Source organism: Nonomuraea sp. NPDC003560 (genome assembly GCF_042878785.1).
GTDB lineage: Bacteria > Actinomycetota > Actinomycetes > Streptosporangiales > Streptosporangiaceae > Nonomuraea.
Genome location: NZ_JBIAOF010000005.1, coordinates 198788 through 222868 on the forward strand (window position 1 = coordinate 198788; position 24081 = coordinate 222868).

Sequence of the window (24081 nt, forward strand, 5' to 3'; positions counted from 1 at the left end):
TCAATATGGTGGGAGTCGCCGCGAGAAGAGGGGGATCCCGATGCCGAAGATCGTCGATCACGATGAGCGCAGGGCCGAGGTCCTGTCGGCGGCCCGCAGGGTGATCGTCAGGGACGGCATCGACGCCGCCACCACCAGGGCCATCGCCAAGGAGGCCGGCTACTCCAACGGCGTGCTCGCGCACTACTTCGCCGACAAGGACGAGATCCTGCTCTCGGCGCTGAGCCAGTCGCACCAGCGCATCAGGGAGCGGCTGACGCGCAAGGTCGAGGGCGTCACGGGCCTGGCCGCCCTGCGCGAGCTGCTGCTGGACAACCTGCCGCTGGACGCCGAGCGCACCCAGGAGAGCCGGCTGGAGGTCAGCTTCTGGAGCCGCAGCCTGGCCTCGGACCGGCTGGCGGAGGTCCAGCGGGCCGAGGCCGACGAGCTGCGCGGGGCCGTACGGGAGCTGCTGGGCCAGGCCCGCGCGGCCGGCGAGGTGCGCGCGGACGGCAGCCTCGACGACCTCGCCGAGCACCTGCTCGCCCTGGTCGACGGCCTTAGCCTGCACCTGCTCCTCTACCCGGGCCGGCTCACCCGCGTCGACCTCGAACGGCTCATGCTCCAGGCACTCGACCGCCTCTGACAACGGCAGCCGCTGGAAGTATTTCGGACGACCGACTACTGTGCCCACCCATGAGCCTCCGCGAGCAGTTGTGCGAGTACGGCAGGCGCGCCGTCGAGCTGGGCCTGGTCATCGGCACCTCGGGCAACCTGAGCGTGCGCCGGGGCGACCAGGTGGCGGTCACCCCGTCCGGTGTGGCGCTCGACCGGCTGACCCCGGAGGCGTGCCCGATCGTGGACCTGGAGGGCCACCTGGTCGAGGGCGAGCTGCAGCCGTCGTCGGAGACCCCCATGCACCTGGCCGTCTACCAGGCGACGGGCACCCAGGCGATCGTGCACACGCATTCGGTGTTCGGGACGGTCGTGGCCACGACGATGACCGAGCTGCCGCCGGTCCACTACAACGCGCTGCTGCTGGGCGGCGTGGTCAAGGTCGCCGAGTACGCCACCTACGGCACGCCCGAGCTGGCCGCCAACGTGCGGGCGGCGCTGGCGGGCAAGCAGGCCGCCCTGATGGCCAACCACGGCGGGGTGACCATCGGGGCGACGATGGAGCAGGCGTTCGAGGCCACCCGCCTGCTGGAGTGGCTGTGCGAGGTGTACGTGCGCGGGCTGGCCGTGGGCAGGCCGGCGGTCCTGACCGACGAGCAGCTCGCCGCCGTCGTGGACCGCGCGGCCAACCCGCCGGCGTTCCCGCGCCGCCCGAGCTAGCCCGGGAGCCCGGAAAGCGCGAGCGGGCCGGTCAGGCCAGCGCGGCCTGTTCGGCCAGGCCCAGCGGCAGGCCGCCGGAGCCGGCGATCCGGTCGTGGAACTCCCGCAGCGACCCGGTGAACGACTCCCGGATGCGGTCGATCTCGATGGCCCCCGTCAGGTACGACGGCGCCTGCGTCGGCCAGGCGCAGTAGCGGTTCACCTCGCCCCGGGCGGTGCCGGGCGACAGCGACGCCTTGGTGGCCATGAACGTCTCGGCCTCCTCGATCGACATGTCCTCGCAGTGCAGCGCGGTGTCCACGATGATCCGGGCGGCGCGGAAGAGGCGGAAGTCCAGGTGGGCCAGCTCGGTGGCGGGGGTGTCGAAGTAGCCCTGCTCGTGCAGCACCTTCTCGACGTACAGGGCCCAGCCCTCGGTGAAGTACGGCGTCCTGAAGACCTTGCGGACGGTACGCGGGTTGTCGGCCATGTACGACAGGTGCCAGTGATGCCCGGGATATGCCTCGTGCACGGCGATCGAGGGCATCTGGGCGCGCGCGTTGGTGCGCAGGCGCTGGCGCACCTGCTCCTCGGTGAAGTCGTCGGGGGTGTAGGGGACGAAGAAGATGCCCGTGCGCGAGCTGCTGAGCGGCGGCGGCGCCAGGTAGTGGGCGACGTACAGCACCGGGCGGGCGTACTCGGCCGAGGGCAGGACCTCGCACTCCTCCCCCTCGGGGAAGGTGACCAGCCCGCGCTCGCGGACGAACTCGCGGGCCCGCCGGGTCTCGGCCTCGTACTCGGCCCGCATGTCAGCCAGGGTCGGCGGGTGGTCGTCCATGAGGGACTCCATGGCGGCCCGCCAGTCCTCGGCGCCGGTCATGCCGAGGGCGACCCGGCGCATCCGGGCGTCCAGGTCGGCCCAGGCGGCCCTGCCCTTCTGGTGCAGCTCGGCGGCGCCGTACGTGAGCATCTCGCGCTCGCGCAGCAGGGTGGAGTAGAGCTTCTCCCCCATCCGCCAGGTGCCGCCGCACTGGAAGCCTTCGAGGAAGGACACCAGCGCGTCGAACGCGTCGGCGGCGGGTCCGGCGGCCTCGGCCAGCCGGGCGCGCAGCGTCTCGTCGCCGACCATCGCGGGGAGCGTGCGGGTGAGGAAGTTGCGGCCGGTACGGGCCTGGTTGAGCCCGCGCGTGACCAGCAGCGGCGCGGCGAGGTCGGGGTCCAGGTTGGCCTGGCAGGCGGCCAGCACGCCGGGCACCTCGGCCAGGCGGGAGATCGCGGCGGCGACCAGTTCGGGCTCCGGCTTGAGCCGCTGCTGGAAGGCGTTGAACAGCGACCCGAAGACGGCCGAGAGGTACAGGCCAGGGTTGCGCCGCCACTCGGGCCAGGATTCGAGCGCGACCGAGCCCCTCAGCTGGGACAGGACCAGGTCTCTGTCGATGGCGTCGTCGAGCGAGTCGGCCGGGGCGTCGGAGAGGCGGTCGATCCAGCGGAGCTCTTCCCGGGCTCTGTTCTCCCAGGCGGAGGCGGTGAAATCGCCGAGGGTGTGGTCGTAGCCGTCGGCTCCCAATTGGCTGGCGACGACGGGACGGTCGGAAAAGTACCAGTTGAGAAACTCGTCCACCTACGCACCATATCCTGACGTTCATGCCCCTGCAGATCACTGGCGCGCTAGGCGACCCCGACCTCATCCGGCTCCCCTGGGACGTCCCGCTGGCCGACTGGCCCAAGCATCATCTGGTCGATCTGCCGCGCGGCATCTCCCGCCACGTCGTGCGGTTCGCCCGGCTCTCCGGCAAGGTCTACGCGATCAAGGAGATCAGCGAGCGGTACGCCAGGCGCGAGTACCAGCTCCTGTGGGACCTGGCCAGGCTGGACGCCCCGGCCGTCGAGCCCGTGGCGTACGTGACCGGCCGCGACGAGGGCCTGGACGCCGCGCTGATCACCCGGCACCTGCAGTTCTCGCTCCCCTACCGGGCCGTGATGTCCGGCACCCTGCGCCCCGACACGCTCACCCGCCTGCTCGACGCGCTCGCCGTGCTGCTGGTGCGCCTGCACCTGAACGGCTTCTACTGGGGCGACTGCTCGCTGTCCAACACGCTCTTCCGCCGGGACGCCGGCGCCTTCGCGGCCTACCTGGTGGACGCCGAGACCGGCGAGATGCACCCGATGATCAGCGAGGGCCAGCGGCTGACCGACATCGACGTCGCCCACACCAACATCTTCGGCGAGATGCTCGACCTGGAGGCCGGCGGGCTGCTGCACCCGTCGATCGACCCCATGGAGACCGCCGAGGACATCGTCACCCGCTACCACCGCCTGTGGGCCGAGATCACCGACAGCGAGATCATCGACGAGGTCGACTGGCACCGCGTGGAGCAGCGCATCCGCCGCCTGAACCTGCTCGGCTTCGACGTCGCCGAGATGATGGTGCGGCGCAAGGTCGGCACCGGCCGCCTGATCGTCCGGCCGAAGGTGGTGGACGCCGGCCACCACCAGCGCCGGCTGATCAGGCTGACCGGGCTCGACGTGGAGGAGAACCAGGCGCGGCGGCTGCTCAACGACCTGGACGGCTACCGGGTCGCCAAGGGCCTGCGCCACGAGGACGAGGCCATCGTCGCCCACCGCTGGCTCGCCGAGGTGTTCCACCCGACGGTCGACGGCATCCCCGCCGAGCTGCGCGGCAAGCTGGAGCCCGCGCAGCTCTTCCACGAGATTCTCGACCACCGCTGGTACCTGTCGGAGACGGCGGGCGGCGACGTCGGGCTGGCCACGGCGGTGAAGTCGTACGTGGACAACGTGCTGGTGCACAAGCCCGACGAGAAGGCGCTGCTGCCCGACGACCCGGACGAGGACGATCAGTAGGCGACCGTGATGCGGGTGCGCGGGTGGGCGTGCTCCTCCAGCTCGTCGGCGATCGCCACCGCGTAGTCCTCGGCGGTGATGAAGCTGCGGCCGTCGGCGTCGCTGAGCAGGTCGTCGCGGCCGATCCGGTAGACGCCGGTGCGCTCGCCGGGCGCGATCTCGGCGGCCGGTGAGACGTAGGTCCAGTCGAGGTCGGTCACCTCCCGGTAGAGCCCGAGCGCGGCCCGCGCGGCCTTGGCCTCCTTCTTGTAGATCTCCGGGAAGCCGGGCGTGTCGACCAGGTCGACGTCCGGGCCGGCCTTGAGGCTGCCCGCGCCGCCCACGACCAGCACCCGGCTCACCCCGGCGGCGCGCAGGCCGTCGATGAGGGCGCGGTTGGCGGCCAGGAACGGCGGCTCGGGCTCGGTGCCGTCACGCGGCGGGGCGATGGCGCAGACGACGGCGTCGTAGCCCTCGGCGAGCGTGGCGGCGTCGTGGATGTCGCCCTTGACGGGACCGCGGCGGCTGACGCCGGTGACGTCGTGGCCGCGGCCGGTGAGTTCGGTGACGATGCGCTGACCGATCATTCCGGTCGCGCCGAACACGAGGATCTTCATGACAAGCACAGTATCCAATGGATACTGGTTACTTCATCGTGCTATAAGTACCTTATGGATACTGGTGATGCCTTCGACCCGAACTGCCCGACTCGGCTGGTCCTCGACCGGATCGGCGACAAGTGGTCGGTGCTGGTGCTGCTCAGCCTCAGCGACGGGCCGATGCGCTTCACCGTGCTGCGCGGGCGGATCGGCGGGGTGACGCCGAAGGTGCTCACGCAGACGCTGCGGGCCATGGAGCTGGACGGGCTGATTACCCGCGAGGTCTTCGCCGAGGTGCCGCCGCGGGTGGAGTACGCGCTGACCGACCTGGGCCGCTCGCTGCACGCGCCGATCTCGGTGGTCGCGCGGTGGGCCGAGGAGAACGTGCACGAAATGCTCCGCCATCGTGAAAAAACCTCGTGAATTAATCATATTTCCGCACGAGTGATGCTTTTCTTCGTCCTGGCCGTATAAAAACGTATCCCTCGGTAAATCGCCTGCCTTCTGGTCTCTTGTGGCCCCCTACGCTTTCCCCGTCCCACGACGGAGGGAGGCTCGCGGTGCTGGGAGTGGACACCTGCCTGGCGGAGGTCATGTCGATACCGGGCGCGCTCGACGCCATGCTGGTCGACGGCACGAGCGGCATGGCGGTCGCCTTCAGCAGCGCGTCCGGCGTGGACGCCGACAGGTCCGCCGCGGCGCTGACCGAGGCGCTGCGCGCCACGACCGACGGGCTGACCCGGACGTGTCCCGGCGAGATCGTGCGCATCGACGACATGCTCGTCACCACCGACCGGGGGCACCACCTGCTCCGGCTGCTGGAGACGGTCTTCGAGGGGCCGCTGGTCATCTACGTCCGCCTCGACCCGGAACGGTCGAACCTGGCCCTGGCCCGGTACCGCCTGCGGGCCATCTCCGACCTGCTGACCACCTGAGCCATGGCCGCGCTCGACTCACTCCTCGCCGGACTTGCCCGCGAACGCGCGACGGGGGCGCTCCGCGTGGGCCGGAACGGCACGATCTACCTGTCGGACGGGCGCGTGACGTACATGGAGTGCGCCCAGACGCCGGGCGTCGAGCGGCTGTTCGCGGCCAGGGGGCGGGTGCCGGAGTCGGCCCTGCGCGCCCTGCAGGCCGACGGCGGCCGCGCCCGGCTGCTCCAGGAGGGTCCGGTCACCCTGGCCGAGCTCCAGTACGCCGTGCTCGGCGTGGTCCAGGACGCCGCCTTCTTCCTGCTGCCGGTGACGGGCGTGCGACCGAAGTTCCGGCCCGGCGAGGAGCACTGGCTGGGCGGGCAGTGGTTCTTCGACGTCCAGGAGCTGGTGCGGGAGTCCGCCCGCCGCCGGGAGCAGCTGGCCGGCATCTGGCCCTCGCCGGAGGTGGACACCCAGCCCGTGCGGCCGGTCCCGCGCCTGCCCGGGCATGGCGTGGCGCTCAGCCAGGTGCAGTGGGAGGTCGTCGTACGGGCCGACCACAAGGCGACCCCGCTGGAGCTGGCCCGGCACCTGGGCCGGTCGGGCTACTCGGTGCTGGTGGCCGTCAGGAGGCTGGCCGCCGCCGGCCTCCTCGTCCCGCCGGACCCGGTACGGCCCGCGCAACGCCGTCCGGACGACGGGGAGGCGCTGCCCAGGCGGGTGCCCGGCGCGGTGGCGGTTCCCGCCGGGAACGGGCGGGCGGGGGCCGCCGGGCCGGTGCCGACGGGCGACCCGACCGATCTGACGCTGCTGCTGCGGCTGAAGAAGGCGCTGGAGGAGATGCCGTGAGGTTCCCCTCACGACGCAGGAGGAGGCCACCCGTGGAGCTACGGCAAGAGGTCCTGGCGGAGATGGAGCTCCTGCGCGGCCGCACGCCGGACGTCACCGGCAGCGTCGCGTGCACCGTCGACGGCCTGCGGATCGCCTGCGACCTGCAAGGGGACACCGGCGAGCAGGTGGCGGCGCTGTCGGCGGCGCTGCTCGCGATGAGCGGCCGGATGCTGACCATGGCGGGCCGCGGGACGTTCGAGGAGACCCTCGTGTCCGGCACCGCCGGGTTCGTGGCCTTCTACGCCGCGGGCCCCACGATCGTCCTCACGGTTCTGGCGGGACCCGGCGCCAACGTCGGGCTCCTCCGGCTGGAGGGCAGGAAGACGGCGGCCTCCGTGGCCGCCGTGGCACGCAAGCACTGACCATCCCCACCGAAGCGGAGGAAAGCATGGCAGGCATGGACGTCTCCCTCAAAGAGATGATGAGCATCGACGGCACGATCGGGGCGGCGATCGTCGACCACGGCAGCGGCATGGCGCTCGGCACGCTCGGCGGCTCGAAGGAGCTGGACCTGCAGGTCGCGGCGGCGGGCAACACCGAGGTCATCAAGGCCAAACTGCGCACGATGGACTCGCTGGGCCTCAAGGACGGCATCGAGGACATCCTGATCACGCTGACCGCCCAGTACCACATCATCCGCCCGCTGACCGGCCGCAGCGGCAAGGGCCTGTTCCTCTACCTCGCCCTCGACCGCAACCGGGCCAACCTGGCCCTGGCCCGGCACATGCTCAAGGTCATCGAGGAGAAGCTGGAGCTCTGACCGGCCCGCGCAGGGAGGCTCCGCGGCGGGTCACGCGGCGGGCTCGGGCCGGGCGGGCTCGGGCCGGGCGGGCGTCGCGGAGCCGGTGTGGGCGGTGATCTCGGCGACGATCGCGGGCCACAGGGCGCGGGGCAGGTCGTGGCCCATGCCGGGGTAGGTGACCAGGCGGGCGCCCGGGATGGCGGCGGCCGTGGCCCGCCCGCCGGCGAGCGGCACGAGCTGGTCGTCCTCGCCGTGGATGACCAGCGCGGGCACCTTCAGCCCGCCCAGCGCGGACGTGCGGTCGCCGGAGGCCATGATGGCGGCGAGCTGGCGGGCCGTGCCGGCCGGGTCGTGGCAGCGGTCGAAGGCGAGCCCGGCCAGCCTGGTGACGCGTTCGCGGTCCAGCTCCCAGCCGGGGGACCCGAGCACGGCCCAGGTCGTCAACGCGCCGGCGACGACCCCCTCGCGGTCGGTCGCGGGCTTGGCGAAGAGCACCGCGGCGGCCGCCTCGGTCGGCGGGGCCGCCTGCGGGCCGGGCGTGGACATGATCGAGGTCAGGCTCAGCACGCGGGCGGGGTGCCGGATGGCCAGCGCCTGGGCGATCATCCCGCCCATCGAGGCGCCGACGACGTGCGCGGCGGGCAGGCCCAGGACGTCCATGAGCCCGGCGCTGTCGTCGGCCAGGTCGTCCAGCACGTACGGCGAGGGCGCGCCCCATGCGGGCACGCCCTCGTCGTGGAGATGGGTGGACAGGCCCGCGTCGCGGTTGTCGAACCTGACGACGTGGTGGCCCTGCTCGGCCAGGAGTTCGCAGAACTCGTCGTCCCAGTGGATGAGCTGGGCGCCGAGTCCCATGATGAGCAGCAGGGGCCTGCCCGTGGGTGAGCCGAAGCTCTCGTAGGCGATCTCGATGCCGTTGGCGGCTGCGCGCTGGATCACAGCGACCAGAATGTCATTCTGGTCGCGAGGCGTAAAGAGCGGTCTGTCCGGAGATCAGTCGTTGAGCAGCTTGCGCAGGCGCTCGCCGCCGAGCACCACGCCGCCGCCGGCCAGCACGAGCACGCCGGCCATGACGGTGCCGCCCATCGCGACGGTCTTCCCGACCTGGCCGCCGGCGGAACCGGCCGCGTCCTCGGCGGGCTTGTCGGCCAGCACCTTGGGAGGCTCGGCCGGGTTGTCGTCGAACCTGCCCCACGCGCCGGTGGAGAAGGCCACGGGGTAGTTCTTCTTGCCCTTGCCGTCGCCCCACTTGGTGATGACGTAATCGATCTTGATGTGGCCCTGGCCGCCGTTGCCGTCCACGCCGAGCGTGTCGGGGTTGAAGGTGCCGCCGGTCAGCTCGGCGAAGGTCTTGGCGTCGAGGTCGAGCATGACGCCACGGCTGGAGGGCTCGCCGGGGCCGCGGTCGCCCACGAAGAACGGCATCTTCTTGCCGTTGTAGGTCACGTAACCCTCGGTCATGAGGGGCCAGCTCGGGCTGGCGGCCAGGCCCTTCTGCATGGGCTTGCCGCTGGCGGGGAGGCCGGTGTCGCCGGCCCGGCCGGAGGAGTCGTCCCAGAAGTAGGAGGCCTTCGTGGAACCCTTGAGCAGGATCTTCTGGTCGTCGCCGGTGTCGGCGTGGGCGCCGGTGGCGGAGATCGTCAGCGCGCCCATGGCGGACACGGACAGCAGGGCGAGAGAGCGCAGGCCAAATCGAGACATGAAGCAGTGAAGTCCTTCGCGAGGGGACAGGGGGAACGCGCGTGACTACGGTGCGTAACCGGGCAGAGCGCCGAAAAGGTGGTTACGCGGCGCGTGGGGGAAGTCAGGGAAGAGACCGCTCAGCAGGCGGTCGTCACTACACTGTCCGGGGGTACGACGAGGTGGTACATGCGTGAAGTCCTCTCCATCTCGCCTACCGGGTTAGCTGACGGGTTCGGGCGTGGAGATGCCCTACCGGCACATGGCCGGATTCACCCCAATGAGATGGGTCCCCGGTTCCCGACAAGTCGGGATTCGGCGCCAGCTGTCGTCCCTCTCCTGGTAGGGACTACGCCACCAGCTGGTAATTGGTTAAGACGGTACCCAGAGATTCGGACAAATACAAACGAATCGTCATGAACCGGGTAAAGATCTACCTATCGAGGTAAAGAGAAAGGGGGCACGGCATGCCGTACCCCCTGCTAAATCGGGCCTTTCAGCCGCCGCTCTTGCGCCTGAAGGATCTTTTACTCGCTGCCGGACCGTGCGCCCCGTGGATCTTCGACGGGTCCACGCCCCTGCCACCCGCGGCCGAGTCGGCCTGCTGCCCGCGCTTGCGTTCCAACGCCTCGCGGAACTTGCGCTTCATCTCGTCCTCGGGAGTCTCGCTGACTTCCGGCTCCGGTGTTTCCGCCATGAGGACCTCCTGGTTCTGGGGACATCCACAGCTTCGCACGACGTCGCTTACGACGCGAAACCGGCCTCCACTCTGCTTTCCGCCGCGGGCGCCTGCTCCAGCCGCCTGCCGGGCATCATGACCAGCGCGACCAGGGCGATCACCGCGCCCGCCACGCCCAGCGACGGGATGACCACGGCCGCCGCCGAGGCGTGCGCGGCCGCGAGCCCGTGGACCGGCGCGTCCGTGGTGATGACCGACGTGTACGCGGTGCCGGCCAGCGCCAGCGCCACCGAGCCGCCGATCTGCCGGAAGAAGGTGAGGTTGGCCGAGGCCGTGCCGATGTACCGCGGCGCGACGGCCTGCTGCACAGCCACGGTCAGCCCCGACAACATCGGCCCCATGCCGAGCCCGAGCAGCGCCATCCACCCGGCCAGCAGCAGGCCGTCGGTGCGCACGGTGAGGTTCAGGCAGAGCAGGCTGCCGGCCACCAGCAGGAACGGCGCCCCGACCAGCCACGGCTTGTACGTGCGCGTCCTGGACATCAGCGTGCCCATGAGCGCGCTGCCCGCCACCATCGCCAGCGTCATCGGGTAGATCCTCAGCCCGGACTCGGTGGCGCTGACGCCCAGCGCCTGCTGGAAGTAGCGCGGCAGGAACACCACGCCGGCGTACATGCAGAAGGCGGTGAAGAACGAGGTCGCGTTGACCAGCGTGTACGTGCGGTCCCGGAACAGGTGCATCGGCATGACCGGGTTCGCCGCCCGCAGTTCGACCAGCACGAACGCGGCCAGCAGGACCAGCGCCAGCAGGATCGGCCCGGCCACGGGCGGGGAGGTCCAGGAGTTGCCGTCCAGGCCCTTCTCGGTCAGGCCGAGCAGCAGGGCGCTGATGGCCACGCTGAACACCGCGATGCCCGCGTAGTCCGGCCGGCCCCCGCCGCCGGTGCCCGGACGGAACGGCAGCCGCAGCACCACGATCGCGATCAGCACGATCCCGAGCGGCACGTTCACGTAGAAGGCCCACCGCCAGCTCGCGTGGTCGGTGAACAACCCGCCCAGGAAGGGCCCGGCCAGGTACGTCAACGCCATCACGCCGCCGAGCGCGCCCTGCACGCGGGCGCCGTTGCGTCCGGGCGGGAACATCTCCATCACCAGGGCCAGCGACAGCGGCAGCAACGCGCCCGCGCCCAGCCCCTGCACGGCGCGGAAGGCGATGAGCTGGGTCATGTCCTGGGCGAGCCCGCACAACGCCGATCCGACGACGAACACCGACATCCCGACGAGCAGCAGCGGCTTCCTGCCGTGCTGGTCGGACAGCCGGCCGTACAGCGGCACGGTCACGGTGGAGGTGAGCAGATAGGCCGTGACCACCCAGGTGTAGAGCCGGGTGCCGCCCAGCTCGCCGGTGATGCGGGGCAGCGCGGTGCCGACGATCGTCTGGTCGAGCATCGCCAGGAACATCCCGCCGAGCACCGCCAGCAACACCAGACCGTTGCCCTTGGTCTTCATGTCATTAGTCACAGGTGAAGATTGATATGTAAGAGCTGACATGTCAAGCCTTCGCTATGCTGGCGGGCATGTCCCTGCGGATCGCGCTCCTCGGCCTGCTCGCCACCAAAGGCCCGGCCAGCGGCTACGACCTGGCCAAGAAGTTCGAGCACTCGCTCAACCACGTCTGGCAGGCGGGGCACACGCAGATCTATCCGGAACTGGTCAAGATGGCCGCCGACGGCCTGGTGACGGTCGAGCACGAGGGCGCCCGGGGCCGCAAGATCTACGCCATCACCGCCGAGGGCCGCGCGCTGGTCACCGAGTGGCTGGTCGGCCACGACCCGTCGGCGACCGTGCGCAGCGAGACCGCCCTCCAGGCGTTCCTGCTGGCCCTGCTCGACACCGGGCAGGCCGTCGCCGTGGTCGAGCGCATCAAGGCCCACTTCCAGGCCCGCCTCGCGACGCTCGACTGCCGGCCCGGGGGCCTGTTCGGCCAGTACGCGCTGTCCCTCGGCCTGCACCAGGCGCGTTCCGGCATCGAGTGGGCCGACGAGACCCTGGCCGCCCTGCGGCGCGAAGGGTAAAACGGAACTCTGCGGTTCCTGGTGTTGCGTTGGAGAAGCGCCGGATATACACCCAGGCATGATGCTCAACCTCCCAGTACGGCGATGAGCCTCCTGGGTCGTGACCTGGCGATCGACCTCGGCGCGGCCGGCACGAGGATCTACGCCAAGGGCAGGGGCATCGTGCTGGACGAGCCGTCGGTCGTCCTGCGCGACAGGCAGACGGGCAGGGTCGTCGGCTTCGGCGCCGAGGCCCTGGACGGCTCGGACGGCACGGACGGCGAGACGTACTGGCCGATCAGCGACGGCCTGCCCCAGGACGGCGAGCTCGCCCGGCGCATGATCAGGCACTTCCTGCGCAAGGTGCACCGGCACCCGTTCCCCCGGCCGCGCCTGGTGATGGCCGTGCCCGACGAGTTCACGCCGATCGAGCGGGTGGCGCTGCGCGACGCCGGCTTCGAGGCGGAGGCCCGCGGGATCCTGCTGGTCAAACACGCGATCGCGGCCGCGCTCGGCGCGGGCCTGCCGGTCCGCGACGGCGCCGGGCACATGGTCGTCGACATCGGCCGGGACGCCACCAGGGTCGCCGTGCTCTCCTGCGGGGCCGTGGTCGCCGCCGGGACCGTGCGCGGCGGCGGGAACGCCGTGACCCGCGCGGTCGCCCGCCTGGTCGAGGACGAGCACGGCCTGCTGGCCGACGAGCGGGAGGCCGAGTCGGCCAAGCTGCGCGCGACGCGGGAGCCGACCGGGAACGTGCTGATCCGCGGCAGGGACGCCGACACCGGCGAGGAGCGCGCGGTGGCGCTGCCCGCGGCGCGCGTCCGCGAGGCGGCCGTCCAGCCGGTCGAGCACATCGTGCGGGCCGCGGAGCACACCATGGAACGCTGCCCTCCCGAGCTGACCGCCGACCTGGGCGAGCGCGGAATGGTGCTGGTCGGCGGCGGCGCGCTGCTGCCCGGACTGCGCCGGCGGTTGCAGGAGGGGCTGTCCATGCCGGTGCGGCGCGCGGAGCGGCCCAGCGACTCGGTGGCCCTGGGGCTCGGACGCTGCGTGGAGGACCTGGGGCTGATCGCCAAGCTGAGGCGCCGGTGAGCGACCTGTTCGACCTGGGGGTCTCCGTCGCCGACAAGACCGTCAGGACGATCGCCGTCTACGTGACGATCGCCGTGCTGCTTCGCATCGCCGGCAAACGCGGCATCGCGCAGCTCAACAACTTCGACTTCGTGGTCATGCTGCTGATGAGCAACGTCGTGCAGAACGCGATCATCGGCCCGGACAACTCGCTGATCGGCGGCCTGGTGGGCGTGGTGATCCTGGTGGCGGTCAACTCGGTCGTGGTGCGGCTGGCGGCGACCGTGCCCTCGGTCGGCAGGGCGTTCGAGGGCACGCCGGTCGTCCTGGCCCGCGACGGGCACTTCATCCCCTCGGCGCTGCGCCGGATGGGCGTCCGGCAGGCCGACCTCAACGTGATGCTCCAGCTCCGGGGGGCCGAGAGCGTCACCGACACCGACCTGGTACGCCTGGAGCCCGGCGGCTCGCTCCTGGTTCACCTGCGCCCCGAGGAGGAGGGGGCCGAACGCGGTGACCTGGAGGACCTGTGCCGCCGCCTCGACCGCATCGAACGCAAGCTGGACGAGCTGAGAACCGGCCCCTCCTGAGAATGCGCGGCCGGATTGCCTTTTGATATCGGCCATTAATCTTGCGTTAATACCCCTGCGCCCGGAATTGATCTCCGATATCGTCCCAACGTGCGCCTGGCTGGTCGCTCGGTCGTGATGTCCGCGGTGCTTGTATGCGTCGCGGTCGCGGCAGCCTGTACCTCCGGCCGCCAGTCCTCCTTCGAGGAGGCGGCCAGGCAGCTCACCGCCGACACCGACACCCTGCTCACCAGCGCCGCGCTGCATGTGTCGCCGGCCGACCGCTCCGACGAGACCGAAGACCGCTCGTGCGTGCCCGGCCAGGTGCGCCGGCTCGTCCGGGCCGAGGGCGAGGCCGCCGACACCCCCGACGGCCTGCTGCACACCCTCCAGGACATGGGCTACGACCAGATCGTCGAGGATCTCGACCTGCGTGACGAGACCCCTGTCGTCTCCGTCGTGCGCAACCCCCGGACGAACCTGACGTTCGAGCTCACCGTGCTCGACGGGCCGAACGTCAGGATCGTCGGCAGGACGACCTGCTACTCCCCCGCCCCCGAGACAACGCTGTCCTGACCCGGGGCGCTCGTCTCAGGGCGCCGACAGCGCCTCCGTCGGCGACAGCCGGGAGGCGCGCACGGCCGGGTAGAGCCCGGCCACCGCGCCGATGAGCAGCGTGGCCGCCAGGCCCCCGACGGTCGCCCACGCGGGCACCACGGCCGGCCACCCGCGGGAGAAGGCGTAGCCGACGGTGACGCCGGCCCCCAGCAGGATCCCGCCCGCGCCGCCCAGCGCGGACAGCAGCAGCGACTCGGCGAGGAACTGGGTGCGGATCTGGCCGCGCGTCGCGCCGAGCGAACGGCGCAGGCCGATCTCCGCGCGGCGCTCCAGCACCGAGATGACCATCGTGTTGGCCACGCCGACGCCGCCGACGAGCAGCGCCACCGCCCCGACGCCGAGCAGCAGCCCGGCGAAGGCCTGGCTGGTCGCCTGCTTGGCGGCCAGCGCGTCGGACGGGCGGGAGACGTCCACCTCGTTGGGCGCCTCGGGGTTGGCCGTGCCGGCCAGGACCGACCGCACGTCCTCCAGCCTCGCCTCCTGCGAGCGGGTGTAGAGCGTGGTCGGATGCCCGTCGAAGTCCAGCCTGGACTCCGCGACCGGCCAGCCGACCAGGGCCGCGCTGTCCAGTTCCGCGGCCAGGGGCACCGGGTCGAGCAGCCCGACCACCGTGAACCGGATGCCGCCGATCACCACCTGCGTGTCGGGGGTGACCGTGCCGATGCCGAGCCGCTGGGCGGCGGCCGAGCCGAGCACCACGGCCGGGTAGCGTTCGGTGGCCGCGTTGAGCCAGGTGCCGCGGCGGACCGTCGCGCCCACGGTCGGCAGCAGGTCGAGGCGGGCGGCGATCGTGACCAGGCCGTTGGTCTGGGGCGTCGGGATCTCCTCGCTCCGGTAGACCTTCGCCTCGGGCACCTTGCCCGTGGACGAGACCGACTCCACCGGGCCGATGCGCTCGATCATCGCCTCGGCGTCCGTCGGCATCTGGGCCGCCTCGCCCAGGAGCGTGGTGCCGGAGGAGACGGTGAGCAGGTTCGTGCCCAGCGCGGACAGCGTACGGTCCAGCTCGGCGCTGGAGGAGGACGAGATGCCGACCACGCCGATCATCGCGGCGATGCCGATCGCGATGCCGAGCGCCGACAGGAACGCCCGCAGCGGGCGCGTACGCAGGCCGACCGCGCCCACCCGCATCACGTCGCGCGGACGCATCCTGGCCGGGGAGAGCCGGGGGCGCTCCAGGGTCGCCATCACGCCACCTCGGATTCGACGGGCTCGCGCACGCACCGGCCGCCGCCCTCTTCGCCGCGCCCGCGCCGCTCCGCACCGGGTTCAGAGCCCGAGTCGGAGACGATCCGGCCGTCTCGCATGCTCACCTGGCGGGGGAGGCCGGCGGCGATCTCCCGGTCATGGGTGATGATCACGATGGTGGTGCCGCTCCCGTTCAGCTCGTGCAGCAGGTCCATCACGCCGGCGCCCGACACCGAGTCCAGCGCGCCGGTGGGCTCGTCGGCCAGCAGCAGCGGCGGGTCGCCGGCCACCGCCCTGGCGATGGCCACGCGCTGCCGCTCGCCGCCGGACAGCTCGTGCGGCTCGTGGTCGACGCGGTGCCCGAGGCCGACGCGGCGCAGCGCCGTCCCGGCCCGGCGGCGGCGTTCGGCCGGCGGCAGGCCGGTGTAGATCAGGCCGTCGGCCACGTTGTCCAGGGCGGTGACCTTGGCGGCCAGGTGGAAGTGCTGGAAGACGAAGCCGATCGTGGTCGCGCGCAGGGCCGAGAGCTGGTTGTCCGACAGCTTGGAGACGTCGTGGCCGTCGATCTCGACGCGACCCGCCGACGGACGGTCGAGGGTGCCGACGACGTTGAGCATCGTGGACTTGCCCGAGCCCGACGGGCCGACGATGGCGACCAGCTCGCCGTGCCGGACCTCCAGCGACACCGAGTCCAGCGCGGCCACCCCGCCCGGATAGGTCCTGGACACGTCGGTGAGCACGATCATGCCCCGCCCCGCACCCGCGGGGGACGGGGTGGCGGGCTCGGAAGGGGTCGGGGTGGGGGTCATTTCGGGATTCCCACTGTCATGCCGTCGGTGAGCCCGTCGCCGGAGATCTCGACGCGGCCACCGGCGAACAACCCGGTCCGCACGGCGACGTACCGCGACCTGCCGCCCTCCACCACCTCCACCCCGAACCCGCCCTCCCGCAACGCGACCAGCGCCGACACCGGCACGGTCAGCACGCCCTTCCGCCGGTCGGCGGTGAACGTCACCTTCACCGCCGCCCGGTCCAGCCCCTTGGCGGCCTTGGCGTTCCCCAGCGAGACCTGCACCTCCAGGCGGGTCTCTGGGTCGGCGTTCTGCCCGTCACCGGGGTCGATGATCGTGGCCACCTCGGTGATCCGGCCGGTCACGTCCTTGCCGTCCGGCATGGTGACCGAGACCTTGGTGCCCTTCCTGGCCATCCGCTGGTCCTCGGCGGCCAGTTCGGCGGTGACGACCTTCTTCGTGCCCGTGTAGGTGAGGATCTTCTGGCCGGGGCCGGTGGGCTGGCCCTGCTCGGCCTCCAGGCTCTCCACCCGGACCTTGCCGGGGGCGAAGACGACCCGTCCCAGCTCCACCTCGCCGGTCTCGTCGAGGCCGCGGTCCTCCTGCCACTCGCGCACCGCCTGGGCGGTGTCGTAGGTGTACTCGTCGTCCACGGTGAAGCCGTCGTAGCCGAGCTTGCGCAGGTTGCGCTCCAGGTTCTCGACGTCCTTGCCCTCGCTGCCGATCCGCAGGTCGCGGTAGGCGGGGGTGGTGCCGTACAGGAGCATGACCGGCTTGTTGTCCAGGCGGTACAGGGACCGGCCGCGGGTGATCAGGTCGCCGCTGTCCGGGAGCCAGGTGACGGTGCCGGCCTTCCTGGCCATGGCCGTGGTGACCGGGCCGTAGCCGAGCTCGCCGTCGGCGTCCCTGGTGTCGTTCAGCGTCTGGCGGGTGACCGGGGTGGTGGCCGGCGGCAGCGCGCCGGCCGACGCGGACGGGGCGGCGCCGCCGTCCAGCACCCCGCCGGGATTGACCGCCAGGACCGCCGCTCCCGCGACGGCGGCCACCCCGACGAGGGCGAGGACCGCCCGCCCGCCGCGGCGGCGGCGGGCGCGGGGGGAGGGGGCGTCCGGCTCGGCCTTTCCGTCGATGGTGGCCGTGCCCATCAAGAGCCCCCCTGTCCCCCGCCGATGTTCATCCGGCACTTCTCCTGCGCGGCCTTGAAGTCGGGGTCCTCGCCGACCTCGGGCGTGATGCGCATCATGCCGCCCTCGGGGTCGGGGAACGCCTCCACGCCGTTGTCCCGCATGCACTGCGCCTGCTTGCGCATGTTCTCGGCCTGCTTGGGGTCGCCGCCCTTGCCCAGGTTCATGCCCGCGGGCTGGAGCGCCTTGCAGGCGTCCATGGCCTTCTGGACCTTCTCCGGGCCGCCGGAGCTCTTGTCGAACTTCATCTGGATCCGGCCGTCGGGGCCGGGGTCGGCGATGTCCAGGCCCTGTTCGCGCAGGCAGGTGGTGTACTTCACGGCCTGCGCGTTGCGGTCGGCGGTGGCCGGGGCGCCGGCCGTCGGCTTGGCGCCGGTGCCGGTCACCGACGCCACGTCCGATCCGCCTTCCTGGGCGCCGCACGCCGTCAGGAACAGCGCGGCCGCGGCCAGCGCCATGAGGGATCGTCCTCGCATGAATGTTCTCCTCCATCGAAAGCCGGTGGCCTTACGAGGGGAGATGCAATACGCGGACGTGTTTCTCCAGCGTTTCCATCTCCGGCTTATCCGGATCAAATACCACCCGCGCAAGAATCGAGCCGGAGGTACGGAATGCGGGTGCTGGTGGTGGAGGACGAGCGCGTGCTCGCCGGCGCGATCGCCGAATGGCTGCGCGACGAGACCCACGCGGTCGACCTCGCGCACGACGGCGCGGCGGCGCTGGAGCGGATCGCGGTCAACGACTACGACGTGGTCGTCCTGGACCGCGACCTGCCGCGCGTGCACGGCGACGACGTGTGCAGGGAGCTGGTCGCCTCCGAGTCCGACGCGCGGGTGCTGATGCTCACGGCCGCCGCCCAGCTCGACGACCGGGTCAGCGGGCTGTCCATCGGGGCCGACGACTACCTGTCCAAGCCGTTCGCCTTCCCCGAGCTGGCGGCGCGCGTCCTGGCACTGGGACGGCGCTCGCGGCCGGCCACTCCCCCGGTGCTGCGCCGGGCCGGGATCACGCTCGACCCGGGGCGCAGGGAGGTGTTCAGGAACGGGCGGTTCGTGCCGCTGTCGAAGAAGGAGTTCGCCGTCCTGGCCGAGCTGATGCGGGCGCAGGGCACGGTCGTCTCGGCCGAGCACCTGCTGGAGAAGGCGTGGGACGAGCACGCCGACCCGTTCACCGGCGCGGTGCGGCTGACGATACTCAAGCTGCGCCGCAAGCTGGCCGACCCGCCGGTGGTGGAGACGGTGCCGGGAGTGGGGTACCGGATCGCATGAGACTGCCCCACCCCACCCTCAGGCTGCGTCTCACCCTCGTGTACGGCGCCCTGTTCCTGGTGGCCGGGCTGGCCCTGCTGGGCGTCACGTACCTGCTGTTCAACCAGCAGCTCGCGCAGTCGTTCGAGAACCGGTTCGTGACCACTGCCGGCACCCGCAAGAACGTGATCTTCCTCAAGCAGGACGGCGTCGAGCTGGTCGGCCCCGCCGCCGTCGACTGGATGCGGCAGCAGGAGGAAGGGGTGCGGGAGGCCGCCGTGACCTCGCTGCTCACCCAGGGCGCGATCGCGCTCGTCGTGGTGTGCGGGACCGCCATCGGGCTCGGCTGGGTGGTGGCCGGACGCGTGCTGGCCCCGCTGCACCTGGTGACCGAGGCCGCGCGCAGGATCGCCGCCGCCCCCATGGCCGAACGCGGCCTGCACGAGCGCATCGCGCTCGGCGGCCCCCCGGACGAGGTCAAGACGCTGGCCGACACGTTCGACACGATGGTGGAGCGGCTCGACCACTCCTTCGACGGCCAGCGCAGGTTCGTCGCGAACGCCTCCCACGAGCTGCGCACGCCCCTGACGCTCAACCGGGCCCTGGTGGAGCTGGCGATGCACCGGCGTACCGCCTCCGACGACGTCAAGGAGCTGGGCGAGAGCCTGCTGCAGATCAACGCCCGCCACGAGCGGCTCATCTCGGGCCTGCTGCTGCTGGCCCGCTCCGAGCAGGAGATCACCGACCGCTCCCCGGTGGACCTCGCCGACATCGTCTCGCACGTGGTCGCCCAGACCGCCCGCGCCGCCGCGGAGGCGAACGTCGTCGTGAAGGAGGAGGCCGGGCCCGCGCCGACCGCGGGCGACGCGCTGCTGCTCGAACGACTGGTGCACAACCTGGTCGAGAACGGCATCCGGCACAACCTGAGTGACGGCGGATGGGTCCGGGTGGTGAGCCGGACGGCGCCCGGCGGCCTGGCCGAGGTGGAGGTGACCAACAGCGGGCCCAGCGTGCCGCCGTACGACGTGCCGCTGCTGTTCAAGCCGTTCCACCGGCACGGCGCCGAACGGGTGGTCACCGGGATGAGCGCGGGGCTGGGGCTGTCGATCGTGCGCTCGGTGGCCGTCGCGCACGGAGGTGACGTGACGGCCCGCCCGCGCGAGGGCGGCGGCCTGGTCGTCACCGCCACCCTCCCGGCCGGCTGACCCGGCTACTGGTGGGCGGCCGTGCGCAGTGAGCGGTAGAGCAGGCGCGGGTCGCCCAGGTGGTGGCGGAGCAGCTTCTCCAGGCCGCCGATCGGGACCAGGTTCTGGGGGGCGCGCGGGTCCTTGTAGTCGACGCCGGCCAGCGCCGGCAGGGCCAGCGTGACGGCGTCGGCCAGCTCGACGACCTGCGCGGGGTCGAGCTCGGCGCTGGCCTCGCAGCGGGCGATCCCCGCCCACGGCGCCGTCGACTGGACCGGCAGCCGCAGGTACCAGGCGTGCCGGCGCCAGCTCGTGCCCATGAGGAACACCGGCGTGCGCTGCCCCGGCGTGAGCGCGGCCACCACGGCCGACTGCGGCTGCGGCAGGTACGCCGCGTGGTGCGTCTTGATGTAGCCGACCGTCCGCGGCAGGTGGGTGCGCCCCCGCAGCGGGCCGTCCACCAGCAGCAGGTCGTCGCCCAGCGACCGGTGGCGGACCGCGAGGTCCACCTCCAGCTGGGTGACCTGGCGTTGCAGGGCGAGCGACAGCTCCTCGAAGCTGGAGTCGGCGGCCTTGTTCGGCAGGTAGGAGGCGTGCGCGGTCTTGACCTCGGGCGCGTACGGGGAGGCCGAGATCAGCGTCCTGTTGACCTCGATCGCGGCCAGCTCGGCCCCCTCGCGCCCGCAGCGGACGATCCCGGCGGCGTAGGAGGCGGCGATCCCGGGGACGGGCATCGGCAGGTCGGGATCGTGCACCCACACGCGGGCGTCGATCCGGCGCACCCCGTCGGCGACCAGCAGCGTCTCGGGGGCGGCGGCGCCGGGGCCCGGCGTGACCGGCTTCCAGTCGGCGGCCGGCCGCTCGATGTCGAGGACCAGCTCGGCGCTGGTGGCGCCCAGCTCGGACAGGGCCTCGACGGCGATCGCGGCGGCGTAACCCGGGTCCCAGGGGTCGACGGTGAAGCCCGGGTTCACGGCCCCACCTTGCGCACGTGCGAGCCCTTCGCGTCGCGCAGCACCTCGAAGCGCGCCGGCACCCGGTCGGCCAGCGCCGGGACGTGGGTGACGACGCCGATCATGCGTTCCTGACCGGCGGCCAGGCGTTCGAGGGTGGTGGCGACGGTGTCGAGGGTGGCCGGGTCGAGGGTGCCGAAGCCCTCGTCCAGGAAGATCGAGTCGAGCCCTCTGGCGACGGCCCCCGACAGCGCCAGGGCCAGGGACAGCGCGGCCTGGAAGGTCTCGCCGCCGGACAGCGTGCGGGCGCTGCGCCGCAGGCCGGCCTCGCCGTGGTCGATGACCTCGATGTCGCCGGTGCGTTCGCCGAGCGCCAGCTCGTACTGGCCGTCGGACAGCTCCATCAGCGTCTCGGACGCCGCGGCGACCAGCACGGCCAGCGCCTCGGCGCACAACCACCGCTCGAAGGCGTTGGCCCGCAGGCGCAGCGCCAGCTCGTGGGCGACCTTGGCCTCGTGATCCTTCTCCGCGACGGCGGTCTCCAGCTCGGCGGCGCGCCTGCGTTCCTCGCGGACCCGTTCGAGGGCGCCGTCGGCCCGCGCGACCGCTCCGGCGACGGCCGCGCCGAGCTGGTCGGGGGTGGCGTTGCGCGGGACGGTGACGCCGTGCTCGGCCAGGCGTTCGGTCAGCCGGTGGCGTTCGGCGGCGAGCCGGGCGGTGGCCTGGGCGAGCTCCTGCTCCCGCTCGGTCAGGGCGGCTCGGGCGGCCTCGGCGGCCCGGTCGCGCCAGCCGAGCAGCTCGGTCCAGGCGCGGTGGAGGTCGTCGCGGGTGAGCGGCGGCGGGGCCTCGCCGGAGGGCGCGAGCACGAGCAGCCGGTCGCGGGTGGCTGCGAGGGTCTGCCAGGCGCTCTCGGCCTGCCGTTCGACCTGTTCGGCGGCGGTACGGGCGCGTTCGAGCTTCTTGCGCGTGTTGCGCATGGCCGTACGGGCCTCGGTGGCCAGGGCCTCGGCCTTGGCGATGGCGGCCAGGCGGCCTTCGATCTCGTTGCGGTCGCCGGGGGCGGGCAGCGCGGCCAGCTCGGCGTCGAGCCTGCCCGACTGCGTGGCCAGCATCGACGCCGACGTCTCGGCCTTGGCCAGGGCCGCCCGGCCACGGGTCGCGTGGTCGCGGGCGGCTGCCAGGGCGCGGTCGGCGGCGCCGAGATCGGCGGGCCGGTCGTGGTGGGGCAGCTCGGTGAGCGGGCGCAGGCAGAGCGGGCACGGCTCCCCCACGGCCAGCCGGTGGCTCAGACCGGCCGCGGTGTGGGCGTCGCGCAGCCGTTCGCGCTCGTGCTCGGCGTCGGTCAGGGCGCGTTCGGCGTCGGCGACCGCGGGGGTGAGGCGTTCCAGCGCCGTGGCGGCCTCGGCCGCCGCCCTGCGGGCGTCGGCGGCCTGGGCGGTGAGGCGCTCGCGGGCGTCGAGGGCGGCCAGCGCGGCCACCGGCTCGGCGCGGTCGCCCAGCGCGGCCAGCGCCTCGAACGCCTCGTGCTCGTCGGCCTCCACGGAGGCCGCCTCGGTCTCCAGCGCGGCGACCGCGTCGGCGGCCTCGCGGCGGGCCGAGGCCAGCGTCGGCACCGCGGGCGGCATGCGCAGCGCGGCCAGCGCCGACTGCCGCTCGGCCACGGACGCGCGTTCCTGCTCGGCCCGCCCGATGTCGGCCTCGCGGGAGCGCAGCAGGTCGAGGTCGGTGTCGATGGTGCCGGCCAGCCGCCGCAGCGCGGCCAGCCGGTCGGCCAGCTCGCGTTCGGCCTCGTCGGACGCCCCGGCCAGCTTGGCGAGCTGGTCGCGGGCGAAGGCGGCGGCGTTGCGCGCGGCCTCCTCGTCGCGGGCGGCCCGCTGCCTGATCAGCTCGTAGACGTCGGCGTCGAGGAGCTGCACCAGCAGGTCCTGGCGCTCGCGCGGCGCGGCGTGCAGGAACTCGGCGAACCGGCCCTGCGGCAGCACCACGCACTGGGTGAAGAACTTGTACTCCAGGCCGGTCACCCGCTGCACCTCGGGCGTGACGTTCTCGCCCTCGGCCAGCGGTTTCAGCACCATCTCGTACGCCGCGTCGAGCGGCGCCGCCGGGTCGAGCTCGTCGATCCTGGCCTCTTTGGTGCGGACGGTCCCCTTGGCGTCGCGGACCAGCGAGCGCACCACACCGTAGCGCCGCCGGTCGCTCTCGAACACCAGCGCCACCTTGCCCGAGCTCGCCGACGGCGCCAGGGCGTGGGCGATGACGTTCTCCTTGCCCCAGCGCGGGACGGTGCCGTACAGGGCGAAGCAGATGGCGTCGATGATCGTGCTCTTGCCGGCGCCGGTCGGCCCGACCAGGGCGAAGTACTCGGTGTCGGAGAAGTCGACGGTGGCCGGCTCGCGGAAACTGCCGAAGTGGTCGAGGTGCAGCAGCAGGGGACGCATCAGCCGGTCACCTCGTCGTAGAGCCGGTCGAACAGGGCGGCGACCTGGTCGTCGTGGCGGCCGGTCGCGGTCAGGTACTCGCGGAACAGCTCGCGCGGGCTGCGCGCGGCCGACCCGGCCCGGCGCACCGCGGGCACCGGCCGGAACCGCTCGTCGAGGACGACGTCGACCGAGCCGGGCAGCAGGTCGCGCACCTGGTCGGACAGGCCGACGCGGGGCTTCTCCTCCACGATGACCTTGAGCCAGTCGTCGCCCGCCTCCAGGCCCTCCAGCTGCTCCAGCGTGCCGCGGACCGTGCGCAACCGGCGCGCCGAGGCGAACGTCAGCTCCCGCACCACCGCGGGCCGCCCCGGCGTGACCTCCACCAGCAGCGCGCCCGGCGTGTTGCCCTCCTCGCCGAAGTCGACGGCCAGCGGCGAGCCGCTGTACCAGATCGGGCACGGGCCGGGGATCTGCTGCCTGCGGTGCAGGTGGCCGAGCGCGGCGTACTGGGTGGAGACCGGGAAGGCGTTGGACTCGAAGTAGTAGGAGAAGATCGACTGGGCCTCGCGCTCGCCGCCGCCGAACGCGCCGCCCGGCAGGGTGCCGTGCGTGGTGATCAGGTTGACGGTGTCGCTCTGGAAGCCCGCGGTCAGCGCGCCGATCAGCTCGGAGATGCGGGTGGCGTAGTCGCGGTTGTGGTCGGCGGTGGTGCCGGTGAGCACCTCCGCGGCGCGTACGACATAGCGGTGGGACAGGAACGGCAGCACGCCCAGCCGCACCGGCTCCCCCGAGCGGGCGGTGAAGGCCAGCGTGCCGCCCGCGTCGGGGCGGCGGAAGACGCCCACCACGTGCATGCCGAGCTTGCCGAGCACCGGCCGGTAGACCTCGAAGAGCTGCGGGTTGTCGTGGTTGCCGGCCAGCACCACCACGTCACGGCCGTCGCCGCGCAGCGCCATGAGCGCGTTGAGCACCAGCGACTGGGCCTCCGGCGTCGGCGCCGAGGTGTCGAACAGGTCGCCGGCCACCACGACCGCGTCGACGTCGTGGGTGCGGGCCGCCGCGACCAGCTCGCGCAGCACGGCCCGGTGCTCGTCCATGCGGGAGCGGCCCTTGAGCACCTTGCCCACGTGCCAGTCCGCGGTGTGCAGGAATTTCACCGAGCTCCCT

General features: G+C 72.4%; 27 protein-coding genes and 1 riboswitch. Of the genes, 14 read left to right on the plus strand and 13 right to left on the minus strand.

Annotation, left to right across the window (positions count from 1 at the left end; genetic code table 11):
* Positions 1-40 precede the first annotated feature (40 nt).
* Together ACFYUV_RS21525 and ACFYUV_RS21530 are read left to right on the plus strand one after the other, a co-directional pair.
* Positions 41-625, plus strand: coding sequence for a TetR/AcrR family transcriptional regulator (locus tag ACFYUV_RS21525; protein WP_387670787.1), 585 nt, complete (start codon positions 41-43; stop codon positions 623-625).
* A 50-nt stretch (positions 626-675) separates the two neighbouring features.
* Positions 676-1314, plus strand: coding sequence for a class II aldolase/adducin family protein (locus ACFYUV_RS21530; protein ID WP_387670789.1), 639 nt, complete (start codon positions 676-678; stop codon positions 1312-1314).
* Positions 1315-1345: 31 nt separating this feature from the next.
* Here ACFYUV_RS21530 and ACFYUV_RS21535 read toward each other — a convergent pair whose 3' ends face one another.
* A complete protein-coding gene (locus tag ACFYUV_RS21535; RefSeq protein WP_352352013.1) occupies positions 1346-2914 on the minus strand; it encodes a DUF885 domain-containing protein in 1569 nt (522 codons plus the stop codon).
* Positions 2915-2937: 23 nt separating this feature from the next.
* Between ACFYUV_RS21535 and ACFYUV_RS21540 the strand changes: the two genes are divergently transcribed.
* Entirely contained in the window at positions 2938-4155 is a 1218-nt protein-coding gene (locus ACFYUV_RS21540) for a DUF4032 domain-containing protein (RefSeq protein WP_387670792.1), read from the plus strand.
* On the opposite strand, the gene ACFYUV_RS21545 is transcribed toward ACFYUV_RS21540, so the two are convergent.
* The gene (locus ACFYUV_RS21545) at positions 4149-4751 is read right to left on the minus strand and encodes an NAD(P)-dependent oxidoreductase (RefSeq protein ID WP_387670794.1); all 603 of its coding nucleotides are present in this window, start codon (positions 4749-4751) and stop codon (positions 4149-4151) included. The two genes, ACFYUV_RS21540 and ACFYUV_RS21545, sit on opposite strands and share 7 nt — an antisense overlap.
* Before the next feature lie 54 nt (positions 4752-4805).
* On the opposite strand from ACFYUV_RS21545, the gene ACFYUV_RS21550 reads away from it, so the two are divergent.
* From ACFYUV_RS21550 to ACFYUV_RS21570, 5 genes are all read left to right on the plus strand, one after another.
* Positions 4806-5156 carry a helix-turn-helix domain-containing protein gene (locus ACFYUV_RS21550; protein ID WP_358288175.1) on the plus strand — a complete coding sequence of 117 codons (351 nt, stop codon included), beginning with the start codon at positions 4806-4808 and terminating at the stop codon, positions 5154-5156.
* Positions 5157-5293: 137 nt separating this feature from the next.
* Positions 5294-5668: a roadblock/LC7 domain-containing protein gene (locus ACFYUV_RS21555; protein ID WP_352352017.1), complete on the plus strand. Its 375-nt coding sequence runs from the start codon at positions 5294-5296 to the stop codon at positions 5666-5668.
* Positions 5669-5671: 3 nt separating this feature from the next.
* Positions 5672-6496 (plus strand): DUF4388 domain-containing protein, encoded by an 825-nt coding sequence (locus ACFYUV_RS21560; RefSeq protein WP_387670796.1) that lies wholly within the window; start codon positions 5672-5674, stop codon positions 6494-6496.
* A gap of 32 nt (positions 6497-6528) precedes the next feature.
* Positions 6529-6900: a roadblock/LC7 domain-containing protein gene (locus tag ACFYUV_RS21565; protein WP_352323334.1), complete on the plus strand. Its 372-nt coding sequence runs from the start codon at positions 6529-6531 to the stop codon at positions 6898-6900.
* Positions 6901-6926: 26 nt separating this feature from the next.
* On the plus strand, positions 6927-7298 hold the full coding sequence (locus tag ACFYUV_RS21570; RefSeq protein WP_352352019.1) for a hypothetical protein: 372 nt from the start codon (positions 6927-6929) through the stop codon (positions 7296-7298).
* 30 nt (positions 7299-7328) lie between these two features.
* Here the strand turns inward: ACFYUV_RS21570 and ACFYUV_RS21575 are convergent, their stop codons facing one another.
* The 4 genes from ACFYUV_RS21575 to ACFYUV_RS21590 all read right to left on the minus strand — a co-directional run bounded on the left by ACFYUV_RS21575 (position 7329) and on the right by ACFYUV_RS21590 (position 11159).
* Positions 7329-8219 carry an alpha/beta fold hydrolase gene (locus ACFYUV_RS21575; RefSeq protein WP_387670798.1) on the minus strand — a complete coding sequence of 297 codons (891 nt, stop codon included), beginning with the start codon at positions 8217-8219 and terminating at the stop codon, positions 7329-7331.
* 54 nt (positions 8220-8273) lie between these two features.
* Positions 8274-8981, minus strand: a complete 708-nt coding sequence (locus ACFYUV_RS21580) for a hypothetical protein (RefSeq protein WP_387670800.1) — start codon at positions 8979-8981, stop codon at positions 8274-8276.
* Between the two features lie 175 nt (positions 8982-9156).
* Positions 9157-9291, minus strand: a riboswitch (cyclic di-AMP (ydaO/yuaA leader).
* Positions 9292-9456: 165 nt separating this feature from the next.
* Positions 9457-9657, minus strand: a complete 201-nt coding sequence (locus tag ACFYUV_RS21585) for a DUF5302 domain-containing protein (RefSeq protein ID WP_352323331.1) — start codon at positions 9655-9657, stop codon at positions 9457-9459.
* 47 nt (positions 9658-9704) lie between these two features.
* Complete coding sequence (locus ACFYUV_RS21590) at positions 9705-11159, minus strand: MDR family MFS transporter (protein WP_358288186.1); 1455 nt, start codon at positions 11157-11159, stop codon at positions 9705-9707.
* A 56-nt stretch (positions 11160-11215) separates the two neighbouring features.
* Between ACFYUV_RS21590 and ACFYUV_RS21595 the strand changes: the two genes are divergently transcribed.
* From ACFYUV_RS21595 to ACFYUV_RS21610, 4 genes are all read left to right on the plus strand, one after another.
* Entirely contained in the window at positions 11216-11713 is a 498-nt protein-coding gene (locus tag ACFYUV_RS21595) for a PadR family transcriptional regulator (protein ID WP_358288189.1), read from the plus strand.
* 84 nt (positions 11714-11797) lie between these two features.
* Positions 11798-12784, plus strand: coding sequence for a rod shape-determining protein (locus ACFYUV_RS21600; protein ID WP_387670802.1), 987 nt, complete (start codon positions 11798-11800; stop codon positions 12782-12784).
* Complete coding sequence (locus ACFYUV_RS21605) at positions 12781-13350, plus strand: DUF421 domain-containing protein (protein WP_387670804.1); 570 nt, start codon at positions 12781-12783, stop codon at positions 13348-13350. Before ACFYUV_RS21600 ends, ACFYUV_RS21605 begins: the two co-directional genes overlap by 4 nt.
* Before the next feature lie 90 nt (positions 13351-13440).
* Positions 13441-13905, plus strand: coding sequence for a hypothetical protein (locus tag ACFYUV_RS21610; protein ID WP_387670805.1), 465 nt, complete (start codon positions 13441-13443; stop codon positions 13903-13905).
* Between the two features lie 15 nt (positions 13906-13920).
* Here the strand turns inward: ACFYUV_RS21610 and ACFYUV_RS21615 are convergent, their stop codons facing one another.
* From ACFYUV_RS21615 to ACFYUV_RS21630, 4 genes are read right to left on the minus strand one after another with little or no spacing between them, the layout of a single operon-like run.
* Positions 13921-15135, minus strand: coding sequence for an ABC transporter permease (locus ACFYUV_RS21615; protein ID WP_387670807.1), 1215 nt, complete (start codon positions 15133-15135; stop codon positions 13921-13923).
* A complete protein-coding gene (locus tag ACFYUV_RS21620; RefSeq protein ID WP_387671296.1) occupies positions 15135-15881 on the minus strand; it encodes an ABC transporter ATP-binding protein in 747 nt (248 codons plus the stop codon). Before ACFYUV_RS21620 ends, ACFYUV_RS21615 begins: the two co-directional genes overlap by 1 nt.
* Before the next feature lie 59 nt (positions 15882-15940).
* The gene (locus ACFYUV_RS21625; protein WP_387670809.1) at positions 15941-17071 is read right to left on the minus strand and encodes an efflux RND transporter periplasmic adaptor subunit; all 1131 of its coding nucleotides are present in this window, start codon (positions 17069-17071) and stop codon (positions 15941-15943) included.
* Positions 17071-17586, minus strand: coding sequence for a hypothetical protein (locus ACFYUV_RS21630; protein WP_387670810.1), 516 nt, complete (start codon positions 17584-17586; stop codon positions 17071-17073). The genes ACFYUV_RS21625 and ACFYUV_RS21630 overlap by 1 nt, the downstream gene beginning before the upstream one ends.
* Before the next feature lie 135 nt (positions 17587-17721).
* On the opposite strand from ACFYUV_RS21630, the gene ACFYUV_RS21635 reads away from it, so the two are divergent.
* Together ACFYUV_RS21635 and ACFYUV_RS21640 are read left to right on the plus strand one after the other, a co-directional pair.
* Positions 17722-18378 carry a response regulator transcription factor gene (locus ACFYUV_RS21635; protein WP_352352030.1) on the plus strand — a complete coding sequence of 219 codons (657 nt, stop codon included), beginning with the start codon at positions 17722-17724 and terminating at the stop codon, positions 18376-18378.
* Positions 18375-19562, plus strand: coding sequence for a sensor histidine kinase (locus ACFYUV_RS21640; protein WP_387670812.1), 1188 nt, complete (start codon positions 18375-18377; stop codon positions 19560-19562). Before ACFYUV_RS21635 ends, ACFYUV_RS21640 begins: the two co-directional genes overlap by 4 nt.
* Before the next feature lie 5 nt (positions 19563-19567).
* On the opposite strand, the gene ACFYUV_RS21645 is transcribed toward ACFYUV_RS21640, so the two are convergent.
* From ACFYUV_RS21645 to ACFYUV_RS21655, 3 genes are read right to left on the minus strand one after another with little or no spacing between them, the layout of a single operon-like run.
* Positions 19568-20515, minus strand: coding sequence for a hypothetical protein (locus tag ACFYUV_RS21645; RefSeq protein ID WP_358288212.1), 948 nt, complete (start codon positions 20513-20515; stop codon positions 19568-19570).
* On the minus strand, positions 20512-22932 hold the full coding sequence (locus ACFYUV_RS21650; RefSeq protein WP_387670814.1) for an AAA family ATPase: 2421 nt from the start codon (positions 22930-22932) through the stop codon (positions 20512-20514). The genes ACFYUV_RS21645 and ACFYUV_RS21650 overlap by 4 nt, the downstream gene beginning before the upstream one ends.
* Complete coding sequence (locus tag ACFYUV_RS21655; RefSeq protein WP_387670816.1) at positions 22932-24071, minus strand: exonuclease SbcCD subunit D; 1140 nt, start codon at positions 24069-24071, stop codon at positions 22932-22934. Before ACFYUV_RS21655 ends, ACFYUV_RS21650 begins: the two co-directional genes overlap by 1 nt.
* Between the last annotated feature and the right edge of the window lie 10 nt (positions 24072-24081).